The 18078-nt window shown below is 60.1% G+C and carries 13 protein-coding genes; 9 read left to right on the top strand and 4 right to left on the bottom strand.

The window, feature by feature from the left end:
- The first annotated feature begins 2 nt into the window (after positions 1 to 2).
- The 5 genes from TERRO_RS13235 to TERRO_RS13255 all read left to right on the top strand — a co-directional run bounded on the left by TERRO_RS13235 (position 3) and on the right by TERRO_RS13255 (position 7326).
- Complete coding sequence (locus TERRO_RS13235) at positions 3 to 1061, top strand: hypothetical protein (RefSeq protein WP_014786197.1); 1059 nt, start codon at positions 3 to 5, stop codon at positions 1059 to 1061.
- 66 nt (positions 1062 to 1127) lie between these two features.
- Positions 1128 to 2654, top strand: coding sequence for a magnesium chelatase (locus TERRO_RS13240; protein WP_014786198.1), 1527 nt, complete (start codon positions 1128 to 1130; stop codon positions 2652 to 2654).
- A gap of 154 nt (positions 2655 to 2808) precedes the next feature.
- Positions 2809 to 4059 (top strand): vWA domain-containing protein, encoded by a 1251-nt coding sequence (locus tag TERRO_RS13245; RefSeq protein ID WP_014786199.1) that lies wholly within the window; start codon positions 2809 to 2811, stop codon positions 4057 to 4059.
- 183 nt (positions 4060 to 4242) lie between these two features.
- Complete coding sequence (locus TERRO_RS13250) at positions 4243 to 5082, top strand: hypothetical protein (protein WP_157178343.1); 840 nt, start codon at positions 4243 to 4245, stop codon at positions 5080 to 5082.
- Between the two features lie 120 nt (positions 5083 to 5202).
- Positions 5203 to 7326 (top strand): catalase, encoded by a 2124-nt coding sequence (locus TERRO_RS13255; RefSeq protein ID WP_014786201.1) that lies wholly within the window; start codon positions 5203 to 5205, stop codon positions 7324 to 7326.
- Between the two features lie 91 nt (positions 7327 to 7417).
- Here TERRO_RS13255 and TERRO_RS13260 read toward each other — a convergent pair whose 3' ends face one another.
- The 4 genes from TERRO_RS13260 to TERRO_RS13275 form a co-directional block, all read right to left on the bottom strand.
- Entirely contained in the window at positions 7418 to 7978 is a 561-nt protein-coding gene (locus tag TERRO_RS13260) for an NUDIX domain-containing protein (protein WP_014786202.1), read from the bottom strand.
- Positions 7979 to 8031: 53 nt separating this feature from the next.
- A complete protein-coding gene (locus TERRO_RS13265; protein WP_014786203.1) occupies positions 8032 to 8772 on the bottom strand; it encodes a 3-oxoacyl-ACP reductase family protein in 741 nt (246 codons plus the stop codon).
- 547 nt (positions 8773 to 9319) lie between these two features.
- Positions 9320 to 10738, bottom strand: a complete 1419-nt coding sequence (locus TERRO_RS13270) for an ATP-binding protein (protein WP_014786204.1) — start codon at positions 10736 to 10738, stop codon at positions 9320 to 9322.
- Positions 10739 to 11434, bottom strand: coding sequence for a response regulator transcription factor (locus TERRO_RS13275; RefSeq protein WP_014786205.1), 696 nt, complete (start codon positions 11432 to 11434; stop codon positions 10739 to 10741).
- 146 nt (positions 11435 to 11580) lie between these two features.
- Between TERRO_RS13275 and TERRO_RS13280 the strand changes: the two genes are divergently transcribed.
- The 4 genes from TERRO_RS13280 to TERRO_RS13295 are packed head-to-tail and all read left to right on the top strand — an operon-like array spanning position 11581 to position 18064.
- Positions 11581 to 12339 carry a hypothetical protein gene (locus TERRO_RS13280; RefSeq protein ID WP_041592578.1) on the top strand — a complete coding sequence of 253 codons (759 nt, stop codon included), beginning with the start codon at positions 11581 to 11583 and terminating at the stop codon, positions 12337 to 12339.
- Positions 12339 to 13640: a TolC family protein gene (locus TERRO_RS13285; protein ID WP_014786207.1), complete on the top strand. Its 1302-nt coding sequence runs from the start codon at positions 12339 to 12341 to the stop codon at positions 13638 to 13640. The genes TERRO_RS13280 and TERRO_RS13285 overlap by 1 nt, the downstream gene beginning before the upstream one ends.
- A gap of 11 nt (positions 13641 to 13651) precedes the next feature.
- Positions 13652 to 14860 (top strand): efflux RND transporter periplasmic adaptor subunit, encoded by a 1209-nt coding sequence (locus tag TERRO_RS13290; protein ID WP_014786208.1) that lies wholly within the window; start codon positions 13652 to 13654, stop codon positions 14858 to 14860.
- Positions 14861 to 14893: 33 nt separating this feature from the next.
- Positions 14894 to 18064, top strand: a complete 3171-nt coding sequence (locus TERRO_RS13295) for an efflux RND transporter permease subunit (protein ID WP_014786209.1) — start codon at positions 14894 to 14896, stop codon at positions 18062 to 18064.
- The last annotated feature ends 14 nt before the right edge of the window (positions 18065 to 18078 follow it).

Raw genomic sequence — 18078 nt, forward strand, 5'->3', positions numbered from 1 at the left:
TCATGCCAAGTCAATCAGCGCTCCGCAAAAACCTCCTGGCGATTCTTACCTGGGTGACGTACATCCTGGGCACGTTGCAGGTGGTGCGCTTCTACATGGCATCCATCCCCGGCATCGATCTCGACGCGTACCTTCACGGGACCGCGCCGCTCCCCTTTCAGAAGCGGTATCTACCAGCCATCATCATCCGGTACATGCTGCAGATCCCGCCGCTGGTGCGTTTCCTTCTGAAGCATCACATCGTGCTCTCGCCACCCGCACGCGGCTGCTCGTTGATCCTCAGCACCATCGCCCTCGGCATCACTGGCTATCTCGCCGTGCGACTCTATCGAGCGGTCTCGCCGCAGGGGCGCATGGCAGCGTTCGTCTATCCCCTGCTGCTGCTCTGCACGCTGCTCTCCTACGCGGTGCACGTCGAACAAAACACCTACCTGCCCTACGACCTGCCAAGCCTCGCCTTCTTCACCGGCGGACTGCTCTGTATCTACACGCGCCGCTTCTGGCCGCTGGTCGCTGTCGTTCTGATTGGCACGCTCAACCGGGAGACGACGCTCTTCCTCATCTGCCTCTTCCTGATCGATGCGGCAAGCGTGCCGGAGGGCGAGGCCATCACACGCTGGCGAGATCGCTTCCGCTTGGCACGGGTCTCATGGCTGCGGCTGCTGCTGCTCTGCGTCGCCTGGCTCGTCCCGGAACTCGTACTCTCACGCATGTTTGCCGGCAACGATCGCAGCCAGAACTACCTGCGCGTCGTAGAAAACCTGCACAGCCTGTACCCCGCTGCATGGCCTGCGCTTTTAAATATCTGCGGCTACATGCTGCCGTTCGTTCTGCTGTTACACCCCAGCATCCGGCCGCGACGCTTCGGCAACTACGCTCTCGTCGCCCTTCCATGGTTCATCACCATGTTCGCCTGGGGTGTCCTGTCCGAAACACGCATCTATGGCGAACTCGTTTCCTTGACCACCGTCGCGGCGATCCTCCTGATCGAACAGCACATGGCGCACGGAGCAGCCGGAACGGCCATTGTGGACGCGCCGAAACCGGCCGCAGTCGTCTGATAGGCCCGCGAAAGGCAAAGCAGCCTGCGACCAAACGGCCCCTCGACGACTCCTATACTGATACCGATGGCAAACAAGCATTCGCTCCCGTCTGATCTGCCGCAAACACTGGGTGAACTCCGCACCTCCGAGTGGACCTTTGAGCGTGTCACGCGCTCCGTGAAAGACGAGCTGCGAGAAAACCTCATCGCCAAGCTGCGTGCGAAGGAGACCATCTTCCCCGGCGTCGTCGGATATGAAGACACGGTCATCCCGCAGATCGTGAATGCCGTACTCTCCCGCCACAACTTCATCCTGCTGGGCCTGCGCGGTCAGGCAAAGAGCCGCATCCTGCGCGGCCTCACCACGCTGCTCGATGCCGTGGTTCCCTACATCGCAGGCTCCGAGATTCGCGACAATCCGTACAAGCCGCTCTCGCAGTACTCGCGCGACCTGATCGCAGCCAAGGGTGACGCAACCCCTATCGCATGGCTCACGCCCGATGAACGTTACGTCGAAAAGCTCGCAACGCCCGACGTCACCGTGGCCGACCTCATCGGCGATGTCGACCCCATCAAGGCGGCACGCAGCGGCGAGCAGCTCTCAAGCGAACTCACCATGCACTACGGCCTGCTGCCCCGCGCCAACCGCGGCATCTTCGCCATCAATGAAGCGCCCGATCTCGCCGGCAAGATCCAGGTCGCACTTTTCAACATCATGCAGGAAGGCGACGTGCAGATTAAGGGCTACCCCGTCCGCCTGCAGCTCGATGTCGCCATCACCTTCTCCGCAAACCCCGAGGACTACACGGCCCGCGGCAAGATCGTGACACCGCTCAAGGACCGCATCGGCTCCGAGATCCGCACACACTACCTCGACTCCATTGAGCAGGCCATCGCCGTCACCGAGCAGGAAGCCTGGTCCACCCGCTCCGCACTCGACATCGACGTTCCCCGCTACATCCGCGAGACCGTCGAGCAGATCGCCTTCGTCGCACGCGAAGACAAGCGCGTCGACAAGCGCAGCGGCGTCTCGCAGCGCCTGCCCATCTCCGTCATGGAACTCGTCATCTCCAACGCAGAACGCCGCGCCCTCACCCACGGCGAGACCGTCGCCGTGCCCCGCATCGGCGACATCTACACCTCGCTGCCCGGCATCACCGGCAAGATAGAACTCGAGTACGAAGGCGAGATGCGCGGCGCCGACACCGTCGTCCGCGACATCATCCTCACCGCAGTCAAGCGCACCTTCGACGGCTACTTCGCCGAGGCCAACACGCAGCAGATCGAACAGTGGTTCAACCTGGGCGGCACCGTGCAACTCTCGGACGCAGTCTCTGCCGAACAGTCGCTCAAAGAACTGCAGCAGATCCAGGGACTCTTCGATAAGCTGAAGCCGCTGTCACTCGAAAAGCGCGCAGGCAACGAAGCCCTCGTCTCCGCAGCAGAGTTCCTCCTCGAAGGCATGACCGCACACAAGCGCATCAGCCGCAACGAAGAACGCAGCTTCAGCGCAAGCGAAAAGCAGACACGCAAGGAGCGAGCACAGAACTTCGGCGAAGACCTCCGCGAACGAGACGACTACCGCAACCGATCCAAGCGAGGCTTCAACTAAAGTCGATGAGCCGGGTGCCCCACCTTCGCGAAGCTAAGGTGGGGATTCGCGCCACAGGCGCGAACCAAGCAGGAGCAACTGCCACCACGAACCTTGTCGAAACCGAACGCCCTGACCCCACGCGCGGAGCGCGTCGAGAACGGCACGAAGTGCTATGAAGCGCACACGCTACACAAAATTCAACGGCAACTTCGCAGATGGCATCGGCCTCGATGACCTGATGGAAGCGCTCAGCGACTTCATGCTCGACAGTGGCTTCCAGGACCCGCTCTCGCGCTTCCAGGAACTCAACGGCGAACACACCCTCGACAACCTGCGCGAAGCCCTGAAGCAGGTGATGGAGTCCGGCGACTTCCTCGACGAAGAAGCCCAGCAGCAGTACGACGACATGAACGAGCAGCAGCGCGAACAGATGCTCGATGACCTCGTCGAACGCATGCAGTCCGGTGACTACATCCAGCAGCAGGCCGGCGAAGCGTCGGACATGCAGGGCAAGACCGACACCGGCGAGATCGCGCAGCCCGCGCCACCACAGGGTGAAGCCCGCTTCCATGTCACCGACAAGAGCATGGACTTCCTCAGCTACAAGTCCCTGCGCCATCTGCTCGGCGGCATGGGCCGCAGCGTCAGCGGCCGGCACGATACCAACTACGAAGCCAGCGGCATCGAGTCCAGCGGCAGCACCAAGCCCTATGAGTTCGGCGACGTCATGAACCTCGACGTCAACGCCACCCTCTCAAGCGCTATGCAGCGCGAAGGCCTCACCCTCCCGCTCAACGTCGAGTACAGCGACCTCATCATCAACCAGTCCGAGTACCAGTCATCCTGCGCGACAGTAGTCATGTTGGATTGCTCGCACTCGATGATCCTCTATGGCGAAGACCGCTTCACACCCGCCAAGCGCGTCGCCATGGCGCTCTCACACCTCATCCGCACGCAGTTTCCCGGCGACTCCCTGCACCTCGTCCTCTTCCACGACTCCGCAGAAGAGCTACCCATCCAGCAGGTAGCCCGCGTCAAGGTCGGCCCGTACTACACCAACACCCGTGAAGGCCTGCGCCTCGCCCGCCGCATCCTCTCGCGCAGCAATAAAGACATGAAGCAGATCGTCATGATCACGGACGGCAAGCCCTCCGCCCTAACCCTCGACGACGGTCGCATCTACCGCAACGCCTTCGGCCTCGACCCCATGGTCATCGCCGAAACGCTCGAAGAAGTAAGCCGCTGCAAGCGAGCCAACATCGTCATCAACACCTTCATGCTCGCGCAGGACTTCGCACTGATGCAGTTCGTGCAAAAAGTAAGCGCCATGTGCAAAGGCAAAGCCTACTTCACCAGCCCCGACAAACTAGGCAGTTACGTCCTGCAAGACTTCATGAACCGCCGAATGAAGACGATCCACTAAGTTATGACGACCGTTATCAAGCTCCTCGCCTGCAGTCTTGTCCTGTCTTCGTCTCTCTGCTCCGGGCAACATACAGCCAGGAAGCTTTGGACGGTCTCGTTGCAGAATGCGAGCGACTCCGCCGGCAGCACACAATCAACATTTGAGGGAACACGTCACGTTGCCATACTCGGCGATCGAGTCGTGGCCTTGACGGTTCCGCGCTTTGGCACAGGCTTGCCTGCGCAGCTCTACTCGTTGGCGATCGAGTCAGGCAAGACTGTTACTACGGTCGATATTCCTTCGAAGGGCAATCCTCTTCTCTTCACAACAGCCAATGACAGAGTGATTGTCGGCCATTACGATTTGCAGCAATTCACCAATGATTTGAAGAAAACGGCCGTCGCCTTCTCCGAGCCCGGCCATGGCCGCACGGTTACCATTTCTCCCGACGGCACTACTCTTGTTCGAGAAATCGCACCTGGAAACGAGTTCATAGATACTGAAACTCTCCTAAACATAGGCGAGCGACTACCGATTTTCGTGCCTGTATCGGCAGGGGCAAATTTTCTAATAACAGATAATGTTCATTGGATTAGCGATTACCCGAAGGACAGATCGTTCGTTACTCTCTTGGACGCCGAAGGTCGTCAGCATCTTCTTTACCACGGCGATTGCGCTGGCCGTCCGTCGGTCTTGAACAACGACCGTATTCTATTTACGGGCTGCGGCAACGTCACGGTGCTAGATACCAGTGGCAAACGAATCTTCGAAAAGCAGATGAGCTGCAAGACGGGAGAGTTCGCAGGTGTATCACGAAGCGGTAGCCGGTTCGCGATTGCTTGCGAACGGACCAGGGGATTCGACCCCTCCTACGTCTCCTCGGAAACTTTTGACATCTATGACGCTCTTACGGGAGCTGTGATGGCCACGATTAAGAGTGAGGCTGTGCCAGAGCAACGCTCTTGGACAGCATTTTCAAGTGATGGCAAGCAATTTGTGTGTGGAACGCCTTCGTCGCTCTCACTGTACGAGATTCAGTGACGCAAGCTCGCTTAAGTCTGGCATCAGCCACAACCCGCACATTCAACGCCATTTCATCCAGACGACCACCATTCTCTTGCTCACCCGGCATCCTACCTCCTGCATCCCCCAGGAGAATCAATGCTGAAGTCCGATACAGACAAGAAGGTAACGCCCACCACCGCCGCCGTCCTCGAGAGCAACACCATCGGCCATGAAGTCGGCGACGGTGGCGAGCTGCACCAGGTAGCCGGTGGCACCCATCCCGCCATGCGCACCCAGGGCGGCGTCATCATTCACGATGACGAGAACCAGCTCAAAGCCGGCGAGCGCGGACCCTCCCTCGCCGAGGACCATTTCTATCTCGAGAAGACCCAGCACTTCGATCACGAGCGCATTCCTGAGCGCATCGTCCACGCTCGCGGCTACGGCGCACGCGGCTACTTTGAACTGACCGACTCACTGGCCGGCATCACCAAGGCCAAGATCTTCAACGAGACCGGCACCAAAACGCCCGTCTTCACGCGCTTCTCCACCGTCGCCGGCAACATGGGCTCCTTCGACGCCGCACGCGATGTCCGCGGCTTCGCCGTCAAGTTCTACACCTCCGAAGGCAACTGGGATCTCGTCGGCAATAACATCCCCGTCTTCTTCATCCAGGACGCGATCAAGTTCACCGACCTCATCCACTCCGTCAAGCAGGAGCCCGACCGCGGCTTCCCGCAGGCCGCCTCCGCACACGACACCTTCTGGGACTTCGCCTCGCTCACACCCGAGTCCACCCACATGCTCATGTGGGTCATGAGCGACCGCGGCATCCCCCGCTCCTTCCGCATGATGGAAGGCTTCGGCATTCACACCTTCCGCCTGATCAACGACGCGGGCGAGTCCACCTATGTGAAGTTCCACTGGCGCCCCAAGCTCGGCACACAGTCGCTCATCTGGGATGAAGCCGTGAAGATCAACGGCGCCGACCCCGACTTCCACCGTCGCGATCTCTGGGAGTCCATCGAAGCCGGCAACTTCCCCGAATGGGAACTCGCGGTCCAGCTCTTCGACCAGGCCTTCGCGGACAAGTTTGACTTCGACATCCTCGACTCGACCAAGCTCATCCCGGAAGAGATCCTGCCGCTGCGCGTCATCGGCCGCATGGTCCTCGATCGCAACGTCGACAACTACTTCGCAGAGACCGAGCAGGTCGCCTTCTGCGTCCGCGACGTCGTCCCCGGCATCGACTTCACCAACGATCCCCTGCTGCAGGGCCGCATCCTTAGCTACGTCGACACGCAGATCTCGCGCCTCGGCGGCCCCAACTACAAGCAGATCCCGGTCAACCAGCCCAAGGGCATCGGCTGCCCGGTCCTCAACATGCAGCGTGACGGTGCACACACCATCGCACCGCAGAAGGGTCGCGTCTCCTACTCACCCAGCTCCCTCGAAGTGGACAGCCCGCGTCAGGATCCCAGCGCAAACTCCACCTTCCACGAGACCATGACCGGCGATAAGCGCCGCGTCCGCGCAGAGAGCTTCGGCGATCACTTCTCGCAGGCGTTGCAGTTCTTCAACTCGCAGACGGAGACGGAGCAGAACCACATCATCGCCGCCTTCATCTTCGAGCTGTCCAAGGTCGAGACGCTGCCCGTCCGCGAGCGCGTGGTCTCGCAACTCGCCAACGTCGATCAGACCATTGCAGACCGCGTGGCCGCAGGCCTCGGTATGAAGTCGACACCCGCAGCCTTCCCCACCGGAGTAGCTGCGCGCACCGACCTCAAGCCCTCGCCCGCACTCAGCATCCTTGCCAAGGCACCGGCAACGCTCAAGGGCCGCAAGGTAGGCTGCCTCGTCGCCGACGGCACCGACCTCGAGATGGTCAAGTCGCTCAAGGCAGCAGCCAAGCGCCTCGGCGCTGACTTCGCCGTGATCGCACCCAAGGTCGGCGGCGCCACCAGCGCCGACGGCAAGACCATCGAAGGCGACTTCCAGCTCGCTGGCGGCCCCTCCGTGCTCTTCGACACCGTCTTCCTCGCACTTAGCGAAGACGGCGCCAAGGCACTCGCCAAGGAGTCCGGTGCCGTCGCATGGGTCTCCGACGCCTTCGCCCACCTCAAGGTCATCGGCACAACCGCAGGCGCACAACCGCTCCTCACCCGCGCCGGCGTAACACCCGATGCAGGCCTCATCACCGACGACGCAGACGCCTACCTGAAAGCAGCCGCAGCAGGCCGCACCTGGGACCGCGAACCCAACGTCCGCACCATTTACTAACCAGCACCACCGCAGCAAACAAAAGAGCCTCCCGCAAGGGAGGCTCTTTTGCATGCCATGAAGCAGGCCGTCTCAAACGGCGACGAAGGCCTTACCGCCCGCGCGACCAAACAAGATAAATCCCCCACGCAGCCAGCGTGCAGTTATCCTCCACGCGCCCATCGAAGATCATCCGCTCAAACTCCTCAACGCTCACGCGATGCGCCGTCAACCCATGCTCCTCCGCCTCCAGCGCCGTCTCACCCTGCGTTAGCTCCTCGGCCAGCCACACATGGTGCCGCTGACGCATCGCACCATACGCAATCCAGTTCGCATGCAGCTTAGTCAGCTTGCCCGCACTCAGGCCCGTCTCCTCACGCAACTCCCCACGAGCGAGCGCCTCCACATCGACATCCTCGCCCTGCTCCCAGCCACCCTGCGGAAACTCGTAAAAGCTTCCCTCAACGCAATAGCGATACTGGTGAACCAGCGTCAGAAAGTCGCCGTCAGCAGTCCGCTCCAGCGGAATCACAATGCACGCCGGATCCTTGTCCAGCACGCCATACAAACCGCGCACACCGTCCGTACGCTCAATTACGTCCTCGCGCACACGCGACCACTTGTTCTGGTACACCGTGCGACTGCTGATGGTCTTGATTGGAGGAGCTTCCATAAGTCTTCACATTGTAAGCAGAAGACCGCGAAGCCCCGGTTATAGCCGCCGCACTAGGCAGCAAAACCGCCATCGATCAGCAGGCTTGCCCCGGTGATATACCCGGCCTCAGGTCCCACAAGATAGCTCACCATCCCGGCGATCTCCTCAGCCTTCCCATACCGTTTCAGAGCCATCAGCCCAAGCAGCGTCTCGGCAAACGGGCCACTCGCAGGATTGCCTTCCGTATCCACCGGACCCGGCTGAATATTATTCACGGTGATGTTACGCGGACCCAGGTCGCGAGCCAGTCCCTTCGTAAAGCTGAAGATCGCGCCCTTCGTCAACGCATAGACCGAACCACCCACAAAGGGCATCCGCTCACTGTTCACTGAGCCAATGTGAACGATGCGTCCACCGTCCGGCATGTGGTGCAGTACCTCCTGCGTCGCCGTGAAGACACTGTGCACGTTGACCGAGAGAATGCGCTGAAAGTCAGCCTCTTTGATCTCGTCGATCGAGCCAAGAACGATGATCCCCGCATTGTTCACCAGGATGTCGATCTTGCCGAACTGCTTCGCCGTCTCGCGCACCGCAGCCCGCACAGCCTCCTGGTCCGCCGCATCCGCCTTGATGGCGATCGCTTTACCACCAGCCGCCGCAACCTTCTCAACCAGGCTGTTCGCCTGCTCACTCGACGAGCTGTAGGTAAAGGCCACGCTCGCGCCCTCGCTCGCCAGCCGCAACACAATCGCAGCCCCAATCCCGCGGGAGCCACCCGTAACCAAAGCCGCCTTACCTGCCAGAACTGCCATCAAATCGCCTCCTGAAAGTGACTGCGTGAGTTGTGGCAACATCCTACCGCGCCCAACAGGCCCAGCTGGTCACGGACTTGCAAAAATCATCCTCGGAAGCCCAAGACCAAAACTTAAACTTCCACATATGTCTAACGACGGGACGGCCCCGACAAGTTAACTGCCCGGCAGCCATTGGCTTGTGACGAGGAGCATTCATGAAGACAGATCCGCTTCAATAAGTGCATTGACCTGAATGCGTCAACTGAGATTTCAATGCACGAAAAATCAAGCAATACTAAGGCGAGTTCCCCGCGACCGAGGTGAATTCCAGTGCCCGATTCCGGAAGGGATGTCGCTCTCAGCCGATGGGACAGGCACCTGCGTACGAGAGACGCTCGACTTGGTGCAATATGCTGCGCGACGGACTGTGGCGTGTATAGCGGTCCCACAAGCTGTCTGCGGTCCGCCGCTTCCATTCGCGCTCAGGCCGATGGGAACCGGCGGTGCGCAATCTCAATGAAGAACATGGTCTACACCAGCTTCCGCTACTTTCTGCCGTAGTCTTTTAGTCGGCGTAAGCGGGAAGTCGGATGATGCAGCGAGCCCCAGCAGTCGCGGTCTTATCGAATCGGATCGTGCCGCCACTGCGTTCGATGATGAGTCGCGCGATGGGCAGCCCCAGACCAGTGCCGTTTTCACCCTGGCGAGGTTGCTGATGCCCACGAAAAAAACGCTCGAAGATCCTTTCGTGTTCGGACGGATCGATGCCGGGGCCCTCGTCTTCCACGACCAACTGAACACAATCTTCTGCAGACAGGTGGTGATAGGTGATCCTGAGCGCGGCATCTTCGGCTGAGAATTTCAGCGCGTTGTGCAAGACATTCATCAGGGCTACGCGCAACAGACCGCGACTGGCCCTGACCCTGGTTCGGCTCTCGTACACACCCGCAGTTTCGATTCGGATACGCCGGTCCTCCAGCAGCACACCCAGAAGGTTCAGGATTTCGCGGACCGGTTCGCCGATGGCGAAGACCTCCGCATCCTCTGTGCCGAAGTTTGCTTCGGTGCGGGCCAGTAGTAGCAGGCTGTCGACTGTTTCATTCAGCCGGTTGGTCTCCTCAAGAATGCTGCTCAGCGCCTCGCGATAGCTCTCAATGTTTTCTTCCTTTTGGAGCGCGACTTCACCCACGGCACGCAAGGATGCAAGCGGCGTCCGCAACTCATGAGCAGCATCTGCAGTGAAGCGTTGCAGTTGCTGAAACGACTGTTCCAACCTCTCCAGCAGGTGGTTGAAGACGAGGGCCATATGGCCTAGTTCATCTTCGGCATTTTGAATGACAAGGCGGTCACTGAGATTGTGGGCCGTGATGCTGGCTGCCCGGGCGCTCATCAGTTCCAGCGGCAGTAGCGCCCGCTTTGCAATGAATTGCCCCGCCGCTGCTGCTGCCGCGAGTACGAGCGAGAAAGCGATGAGCAGGATAAAGAGGAACTGCACCATGCGATCGCGAAGTGGCGCCAGGCTATAACCCAAACGGATGAGTACCATCCGCCCGCCCATGCCGTGAACATGGCTGATGACGAAGGCGTAACTCCCGTCCGCCAGACGCGTAATGTGTTCGTTGAAGCCGGCATCACCTTCGTTGGGCTGGCTCGGTCCTCCCAATGACAGACCGCGCAGTGTTGGGCTGCTGTAGAGGGTGTTCCCCGAAAGATCTCGCACTTCCATCATGCGATCGACCAAGAGGTGTGACTGCGGCCGCGAGTAATAGTCCTGCCGAAGCTGCAAGGTGCCATGCCCATCGAAGTAGAGGAGGCCTTCGACAGTCACAATGTCCTGCACTTCATCATGGAAGATCTGGTTGGTGAGTGTCGCGTACTGGAAAACAAAGACGATGACCGCATAGACCAGCAGCATCGCAGCCAGAACACCGACATACCAGAACGTAAGTCGGGCACGGATGCTTGCAGGTCGGCCGAGGCGCACTTATGGCTCCCTCAGGCTGAAGCCAATGCCACGCACCGTCTGGAGAAGTTTGACCTCGAATGGATCGTCGATCTTGCGGCGAAGGCGCGCCATCTGGACGTCGATGACATTGTCGAGCGGTGTGTATCGTGAAGTTTCCTGCCAGACATCGCGAGCCAGCATCTCGCGCGAAACCGTTCTGCCATTGCTCTCTGCCAAGTAGAGCAGTAGATCGAATTCACGGGCAGTAAGTTCCAGCTTTGCATCGCTGCGAGTGGCGGCTCTGGCGCGGACATCCAGCGTCAGATCCCCGACGACTAATTTCTGCGGCGGTGACGGTGGCAGCACGCGGCGAAGCAACGCCTCGATACGAGCGATTAACTCAGGAAAAGAAAACGGCTTGCCCATGTAGTCATCGGCGCCCGTTCTTAACCCAGCAACACGATCGTCAATGGTGTTATGCGAGGTGAGGATCAGCACACGAACGTCGAGGCCTTCCTGCCGTATTTGCTGTAGTACTTCCAGACCGTTGCGATTAGGGAGGGTCAGGTCCAGCAAAAGCAGGTCAGGCTGTAGACGGTGCAGGAGGAAAAAACCCTCTTCGGCAGAGGCGGCAGCGCTTACCTCGTAACCGGCGGCCTCAATGCCCGACACCAGTGCGGAGGACAGCTTCCGATCGTCCTCAACCACCAGAATCTTCGAGCGAGCCTGTACCATGCATGTTCCTCTGTCCCTACCTATGATTTCGCACCGCGCCACAGGGTACAAGCGGCCCGGTTCTCTTGTCAGATTCTTGTAAGGGAGTGTAAGGCGTAGCGATGGTCAACTTCGGGCTAGCAGGCTCCCCTGACCCGGAGGTCACCATGTCCCGCATCCTCGCTCTCCCGTCGTTACTACTGTTTTCGCCGCTGGCCGTTCTTGCGCAGGCTCCTTCGTTGGCCGCATCCACCACCCTGCCCATCACCTTCACGCGCGCCGTCGACGCGAACCACGCCAAGGCCGGGGACATCGTGGAGGCAAAGACCTTCCAACAGGTTAAGCTTTCCAGCGGTGCCGTGATCCCTTCCGGCGCGCACGTTACAGGTCACGTCGTTGAGGCGGCGGGGTACATCTTCGATAAAACGCCGTACGCAAAGCAGACTACATCACGGCTTTCCATCCACTTCGACAGCGTACAGAACGGCACAGTCTCCATTCCGCTGAACGTCACGGTTCGCGCGATGGCTGATTCGATCACCAGCATCAACGCTTACGCACCGCTGTCGAATGATCTGGACTCGCGCAGTACACGCACCCTTGTAGGTGGCGACCAGTTGTACGCCTCGCAGGATGGCATCGAGGACAAAGATGGCGATGTAGTCGCTTACAACCGTCGCGATGGTGTCTATGCGCACCTGATCTCGAACGGACGTTGCGATGGTGGATCGACGGAAGTTTCCATGGGCATCTACTCCGCCTCGGCCTGCGGCGTGTACGGCTTTACGGGCATGCGTGCGGTGGAAACGGGATCCGTCGCGCAACCCTCCACGCTGACCTTCGTCTCCGCACGACGTACCGCGGAAGTGCCGAAGCACTCCACGGCACTGCTGGAGGTTTTGCCGGTCCAGCAGGCCAGCCGTTAATGGCGAACGTTCGCGCCTCTTACATTGCGATATTCCTGCTGGCCGCGGCCGTCCGAGCGGGTGGGCAGACGGCTATAGCGCCGGCTCTTACCCTCGACCAGGCAGAGACGACCGCTATCGCCCGCCAACCGCAGTTGCTGGCCGCGCAACTGCGTGCCCGCGCCTCCTCACAGCGTATCCGCGAGGCTAGGTCCGGCTTGTTTCCGACGGTGAACTTCAACGCAACGGGAGCACTGGTCGCTGACACGGGTACATCAACTGCTGCAGGCAACGTCACTACGTCTGCCGTCTCCGACCGGTTTGCCTACGGCGGAAATCTTACGCAACTGGTAACAGATTTCGGCCGAACGAACGCCCTTGTTGGCAGCGCAAAATTTCAGTCCGCCGCACAGGCTGACATGGCAACGTTGACGAAGGCGCAGGTCCGCCTGAATGTGCGCGAAGCGTACTTCGGCGTGCTGGGCGCGGAGGCTGTATTGCGAGCCGCGCAGGCCGCACAGGCCAACCGTCATCTCATCTCGCGACAGTTGTCCGCACTGGCGCAGAGCGAGTTGCGCTCCACGCTGGATGTGAACTTCGCGAATGTGTTGGAGAGCGAAGCGGACCTTGCGGTGGTGCAGGCGCAGAGCGTAGTAGCGCAGGACCGCTCACGCCTGGCAACAGCGATGGGACAAGGGAAGCCCGTCACCGAAGCTCTGACGGAGCCGGCAACCATCGCCGACACATTGCCACCCGCGCCCGATGCGTTGCAGCAGCAGGCACAGACGCAGCGTGCCGATCTAAGTGCGGCACAGGCATCGCAGCAAGCCGCGCATGAAATGGCTCTCGCCGAGAAGCGGTTGAGCTATCCCTCGCTCAACGTGCTGGGGGCAGCCGGTCAGATCCCTTTCCACGACCACACGCTGCATGACCGCTACGCTGCTGCTGGCTTCAACCTAAACATCCCCATCTTCAACGGCAACCTGTTCGCCGCACGGCACGCTGAGGCGGAGCTTGAGGCCACCGCTCGTCAGCGAGATGTCGAGCAGGTACAGCTCCAGGTGAATGAGCAGGTGCGTGACGCCTGGTATCGCGCCGATGAGGCCTATCGAAGCCTGAGCGTCACCGCCCGACTCGTCGCTCAGAGCAAGGAAGCATTGCGACTGGCGCAGGACCGGTACGACGCGGGCCTGGGCAGCATTGTGGAGTTGAACGAAGCGCAGCTCAACGAGACGTCCGCAGAGATTACTTCAGCGGGTGCAACTTACACCTATCTGTCACGACGCGCAGAGCTCGACTTTGCAGCAGGACTTTTGAACTAAGGGAGCCGGCTTTGGTTGCTATCAAGAAGGTATTAACCGCGAGTGCGATCGCTGGTATCGCGGTCCTGCAGGGCTGCAAGGCGCCGGCACCGACTGCGGCTCCAGTGGTAACGGTGCCGGTTGCAACGGCCGAGGCAGCAAGCCTCGAAAACAATCTCGTTCTCTCTGCAGAGTTTCGCCCATTTCAGGAAGTGGACGTGATGGCGAAGGTCGCTGGCTACGTTCGGGCGATCAACGTCGACATCGGGAGCCACGTACAGCAGAATGCTGTACTCGCTACGTTGGAAGTGCCGGAGATTCAGGACGACGTTGCGAAGGCCAGGGCAGGCGTTGCCGCTGCCGAGGCCAATGTGATCACGGCCCAGGCCGCCATTCAGCGCGCGCAGGCTGGGGCCAATATTGCCTCGCTATCGTTCCAGCGCATCAAGGACGTGGCCGCACGCGACCAGGGCCTGGTGCCACGTCAGGAGATCGATGTCGCGCAGTCCAAGCAGTTGGAATCATCCGCCCAGCTTGCCGGTGCGAACTCGTCCCTGAGGGCCGCGGAGCAGCAGAAGCTACAAGCCGAATCGGAGTACGCACGGACCGTCACGATGATGCAGTACGCTACCATTCGTGCGCCCTTCACAGGTGTGGTCACCAAGCGCTTTGCAAACACCGGCTCCATGATCCAGGCCGGTACCTCCTCGCAGACGCAGGCAATGCCGGTGGTCACACTCGCACAGAATGACCGTCTGCGCCTCACGCTGCCCATCCCGGTCAACGCAGTCTCAGACGTGCGTGACGGACAAACAGTCGACGTGGAGGTGGGCAGCCTGCACCGCACCCTGCAGGGCAAGGTCTCGCGCACCGCCGACTCCATCCAGATGGCAACGCGCACCATGAACACCGAAGTCGATGTGCCCAATCCTGATGGATCACTTGTGCCCGGCATGTATGCCGAAGTGCATTTGCATCTTGCCAATCGTCCTGCGGCACTCAGCGTTCCGTTGGATGCAGTGGATGGCCTCGGCACGAGTGTGCAGCAGGTTTACACGGTACGCGATGGCGTGATCCATCAGGTCTCCGTGAAGGTTGGTCTGCAGACAGCGAATCGCGTTGAGATTCTTTCCGGTCTGAACACCGGTGACAAGGTCATAGTTGGCCGCCACACCGGTCTGTCGGACGGGCAAAAGGTGGATCCGCAGCCTGCTGCTTACGAGTCCGCAACAAGCCATTAAGCACCACAGCCCCAGAGAGGAAACGCTCAAAGCATGTCGGGATTTTCCATCCGCAACCCCTATCTGATCGTGGTGCTGTGCCTGGTCGTGATGATCCTTGGCACGGTCAGCGTTGGCAGTATGCCTGTTGACATGTTTCCACCGGTGAATTTGCCGGTGGTTGCTGTCGCTACCTTCTACTCCGGCATGCCGCCGCAGCAGATTGAAACCAACATCACCTATCACCTGGAGCGACAGTTCACGCTGGCGGCCGGCATCGATCACATGGAATCGCGCTCGCTGCCCGGTGTGTCGCTGATCAAGGTGTACTTCCGTGCAGGCACTGATCCGGATGCAGATGCTGCAAGCATCTCTTCACTGGCGAGCAGCGATCTTCGTGACATGCCGCCGGGCACCTATCCGCCCATCGTGCTCAAGCAGGATGCTGCAAGCACGCCCGTTGCGCTCGTGACTCTCAGTGGCTCCGGCTTGAACGAGAGCACGTTAAAAGACGTGGGACAGAACTTCGTCCGCAACCAGCTTGCGAGTGTGCAGGGTGCGTCTGTCACGCAGCCATTCGGTGGCCGCTGGCGGCAGATCATGCTGTATGCCGACCCGTACAAGCTGGAGGCCAATCAGCTTAGCCCCATGGACGTGGTGCGTGCAGTCAATGATGCCAATGTGATTCTGCCCGCAGGCGACGTACAGATCGGTCGCTACGACTACAACATCTACACCAACTCCATGCTGGGTGGCGCCGCAGACATCGCGCAGGTGCCGCTCAAGATGGTTGGCCAATCCCCCGTCCGCGTAGGCGATGTCGCAACGCCGCAGGACTCCTTCGGCCTGCAGTACAACATCGTCCGCGTCAACGGTCAGCGTGGCGTGTATCTGCCCATCTTCAAACAGGGTGGTGATTCGAACACCATCGCCATCGTGAACGGCGTCAAGGACACGCTGAAAACTCTGGTGGATGTACCCAGCTCTTTGAAGACGGACGTGGAGTTCGATCAATCCCGCTTCGTCAAGGTGGCCATCACAACGCTGGTGCATGAGGGCGGCGTAGGCCTCTTCCTCACCTGCCTCATGATCCTGATCTTCCTGGGCAGCATGCGTGCAACGGTCGCGGTCTTCTTCTCGATTCCGCTATCGCTGCTGTCAACATTCTTCATCTTGAAGATGACGGGAAGCTCCATCAACAGCATGGTGCTTGGCGGCCTTGCACTCGCGCTCTCGCGCCTGATCGATAACTCCGTCGTCGTGCTGGAGAACATCTTTCGGCACATGGAAGAGGGCGAATCGCCAGTCGTCGCAGCCGAAAACGGCGGCAAGGAGGTCGCACTGCCCGTGCTGGCCGGCACGCTCACCACAGTGGTCGTCTTCTTCCCCGTGACAATGCTCTACGGCGTCAGCAGGTTCCTCTTCTCCGCTCTCGCACTCGCAGTCGTCATCTCGCTCTTCGCCTCTTACTTCGTCGCACTCACCGTAGTGCCGCTCTTCTGCGCACGCTTTATCAAGAGCCCGCACGGCGAAGTCATTCATGAGTCGGCTGAGGACGAGCAGCCAATCTCAGCAGATCCAGCGAGTACGCATCACGGTCTGTGGGCCCGTTTCAATGCCAGCTTTACGCGCGGCTTTGATGGTCTCCTGCATCGTTACGATCGGGCAGTCGCATGGGTCCTTGAACGTCCATGGCAGACGCTCGGCGCTGCAGGCGCCCTGTTTGCTGTGTCGCTGCTGCTCTTCCCGTTCATGGGCCTGTCCTTCTTCCCGCGTACGGATGCCGGTCAGTTCGTCATCAGCTTCAAGGCGCCCTCAGGCACCAACCTGCAGGCCACGGAAGGGGAAGCAACCAGGATCGAAGCCATCGTCAAGCGCGTTGTGTCGAAGCATGATCTCGGCATTGTCGTCACGAACATCGGTGTCGACCCAGGCTTCTCTGCGCTCTTCTCGCCGAACGCTGCCATGCACACAGGCTTCACGCAGGTTGCGCTCAGCGAAGATCACAAGGCGAGCAGCTTCCACTACATCGATGAAGTGAAGGCTGCAATCGCGAAAGAGATTCCCGAGGTACAGACGTTCTACTCCTCCGGTAGCCTGGTTGACGGCGTCCTGAACATGGGCGCTCCGGCTCCCATCGATGTGCGCATCACCGGCAATGACGTCAACGCGGACTATGCTCTCGCGCAGAAGATCGCCGGCAAGATCCGCGGTGTGCATGGTGTTGCGGATGTCTATATCCCGCAGGACATTGACTATCCTTCGCTACGCATCTCGGTCGATCGCACGCGCGCCAGTCAGTTACGCCTCACGGAAAAGGAGGTTGTGTCAAACATCATCACGGCACTCACTTCCAACCAGATGATTGCACCCTCGATCTGGATCGATCCGAAGAGCGGCAACAACTACTTTCTGACGGTGATGTACAAGGAAGGCCAGGTAAAGTCCATTGAAGACCTGAAGGCCATCCCGCTGCACGGCGCGAACATCACACAGCCCACACGGCTCGATATGGTTGCGAAGATCGAGCAGTTCAACGCGCCAACCGAACTCGACCACACGCAGATTCGTCGCAATCTTGATGTCTATGTCCGTCCTCAGGAGGAAGACCTGGGCACGCTGACCAAGCAGATCAAGGCGATCGTGGACCAGTCCAATCCGCCGCACGGCATCAGCGTTGCACTCACCGGCAGCGTCAAGTCGATGAACGAATCCTTCCGCAGCTTTGCCATCGGTCTCACGCTCTCGATCGTTCTTCTCTTTCTCATCCTCGTCGCGCAGTTCCGCTCGTTTGTTGACCCGTTCATCATCCTGCTGGCCCTGCCGCCGGGCATCACCGGTGTCATCGTGGCGCTGCTGCTCTGGGGCACAACGCTCAATGTAATGTCGCTCATGGGCGTCGTCATGCTCGCGGGTATCGCGCTTTCGAACAGCATCCTGATCGTAGAGTTCGCCCATCACCTGCTGAGCCTGGGGCACAGCGTGCGCGAAGCGATCACCACCTCATGCCGGGTACGTCTGCGGCCCATCCTGATGACGTCCCTCGCAACGCTGATCGGCCTGCTGCCCATGGCGCTGAAACTCGGCGAAGGGAGTGAGTCCTACGCGCCGCTTGCCCAGGCGCTCATCGGAGGCCTTACCCTGTCCGTCGCGTTGACGATCTTCCTGGTACCCGCGGGCTTTTATCTTGCCTACCGGAGTCGGAATGAAAGCAGTGCGGCCTGAGGGCTTCAGCGGCC

The organism is Terriglobus roseus DSM 18391 (assembly GCF_000265425.1).
GTDB classification, from domain to species: domain Bacteria; phylum Acidobacteriota; class Terriglobia; order Terriglobales; family Acidobacteriaceae; genus Terriglobus; species Terriglobus roseus.

Excerpts from the sequence above, each read along its gene's own strand:
- TERRO_RS13265 (WP_014786203.1), bottom strand. The coding sequence starts at position 8,772 with ATGGCAGTTCTGGCAGGTAAGGCGGCTTTGGTTACGGGTGGCTCCCGC.
- TERRO_RS13255 (WP_014786201.1), top strand. The coding sequence starts at position 5,203 with ATGCTGAAGTCCGATACAGACAAGAAGGTAACGCCCACCACCGCCGCC.
- TERRO_RS13235 (WP_014786197.1), top strand. The coding sequence starts at position 3 with ATGCCAAGTCAATCAGCGCTCCGCAAAAACCTCCTGGCGATTCTTACC.
- TERRO_RS13245 (WP_014786199.1), top strand. The coding sequence starts at position 2,809 with ATGAAGCGCACACGCTACACAAAATTCAACGGCAACTTCGCAGATGGC.
- TERRO_RS13295 (WP_014786209.1), top strand. The coding sequence starts at position 14,894 with ATGTCGGGATTTTCCATCCGCAACCCCTATCTGATCGTGGTGCTGTGC.
- TERRO_RS13240 (WP_014786198.1), top strand. The coding sequence starts at position 1,128 with ATGGCAAACAAGCATTCGCTCCCGTCTGATCTGCCGCAAACACTGGGT.
- TERRO_RS13260 (WP_014786202.1), bottom strand. The coding sequence starts at position 7,978 with ATGGAAGCTCCTCCAATCAAGACCATCAGCAGTCGCACGGTGTACCAG.
- TERRO_RS13285 (WP_014786207.1), top strand. The coding sequence starts at position 12,339 with ATGGCGAACGTTCGCGCCTCTTACATTGCGATATTCCTGCTGGCCGCG.
- TERRO_RS13275 (WP_014786205.1), bottom strand. The coding sequence starts at position 11,434 with ATGGTACAGGCTCGCTCGAAGATTCTGGTGGTTGAGGACGATCGGAAG.
- TERRO_RS13280 (WP_041592578.1), top strand. The coding sequence starts at position 11,581 with ATGTCCCGCATCCTCGCTCTCCCGTCGTTACTACTGTTTTCGCCGCTG.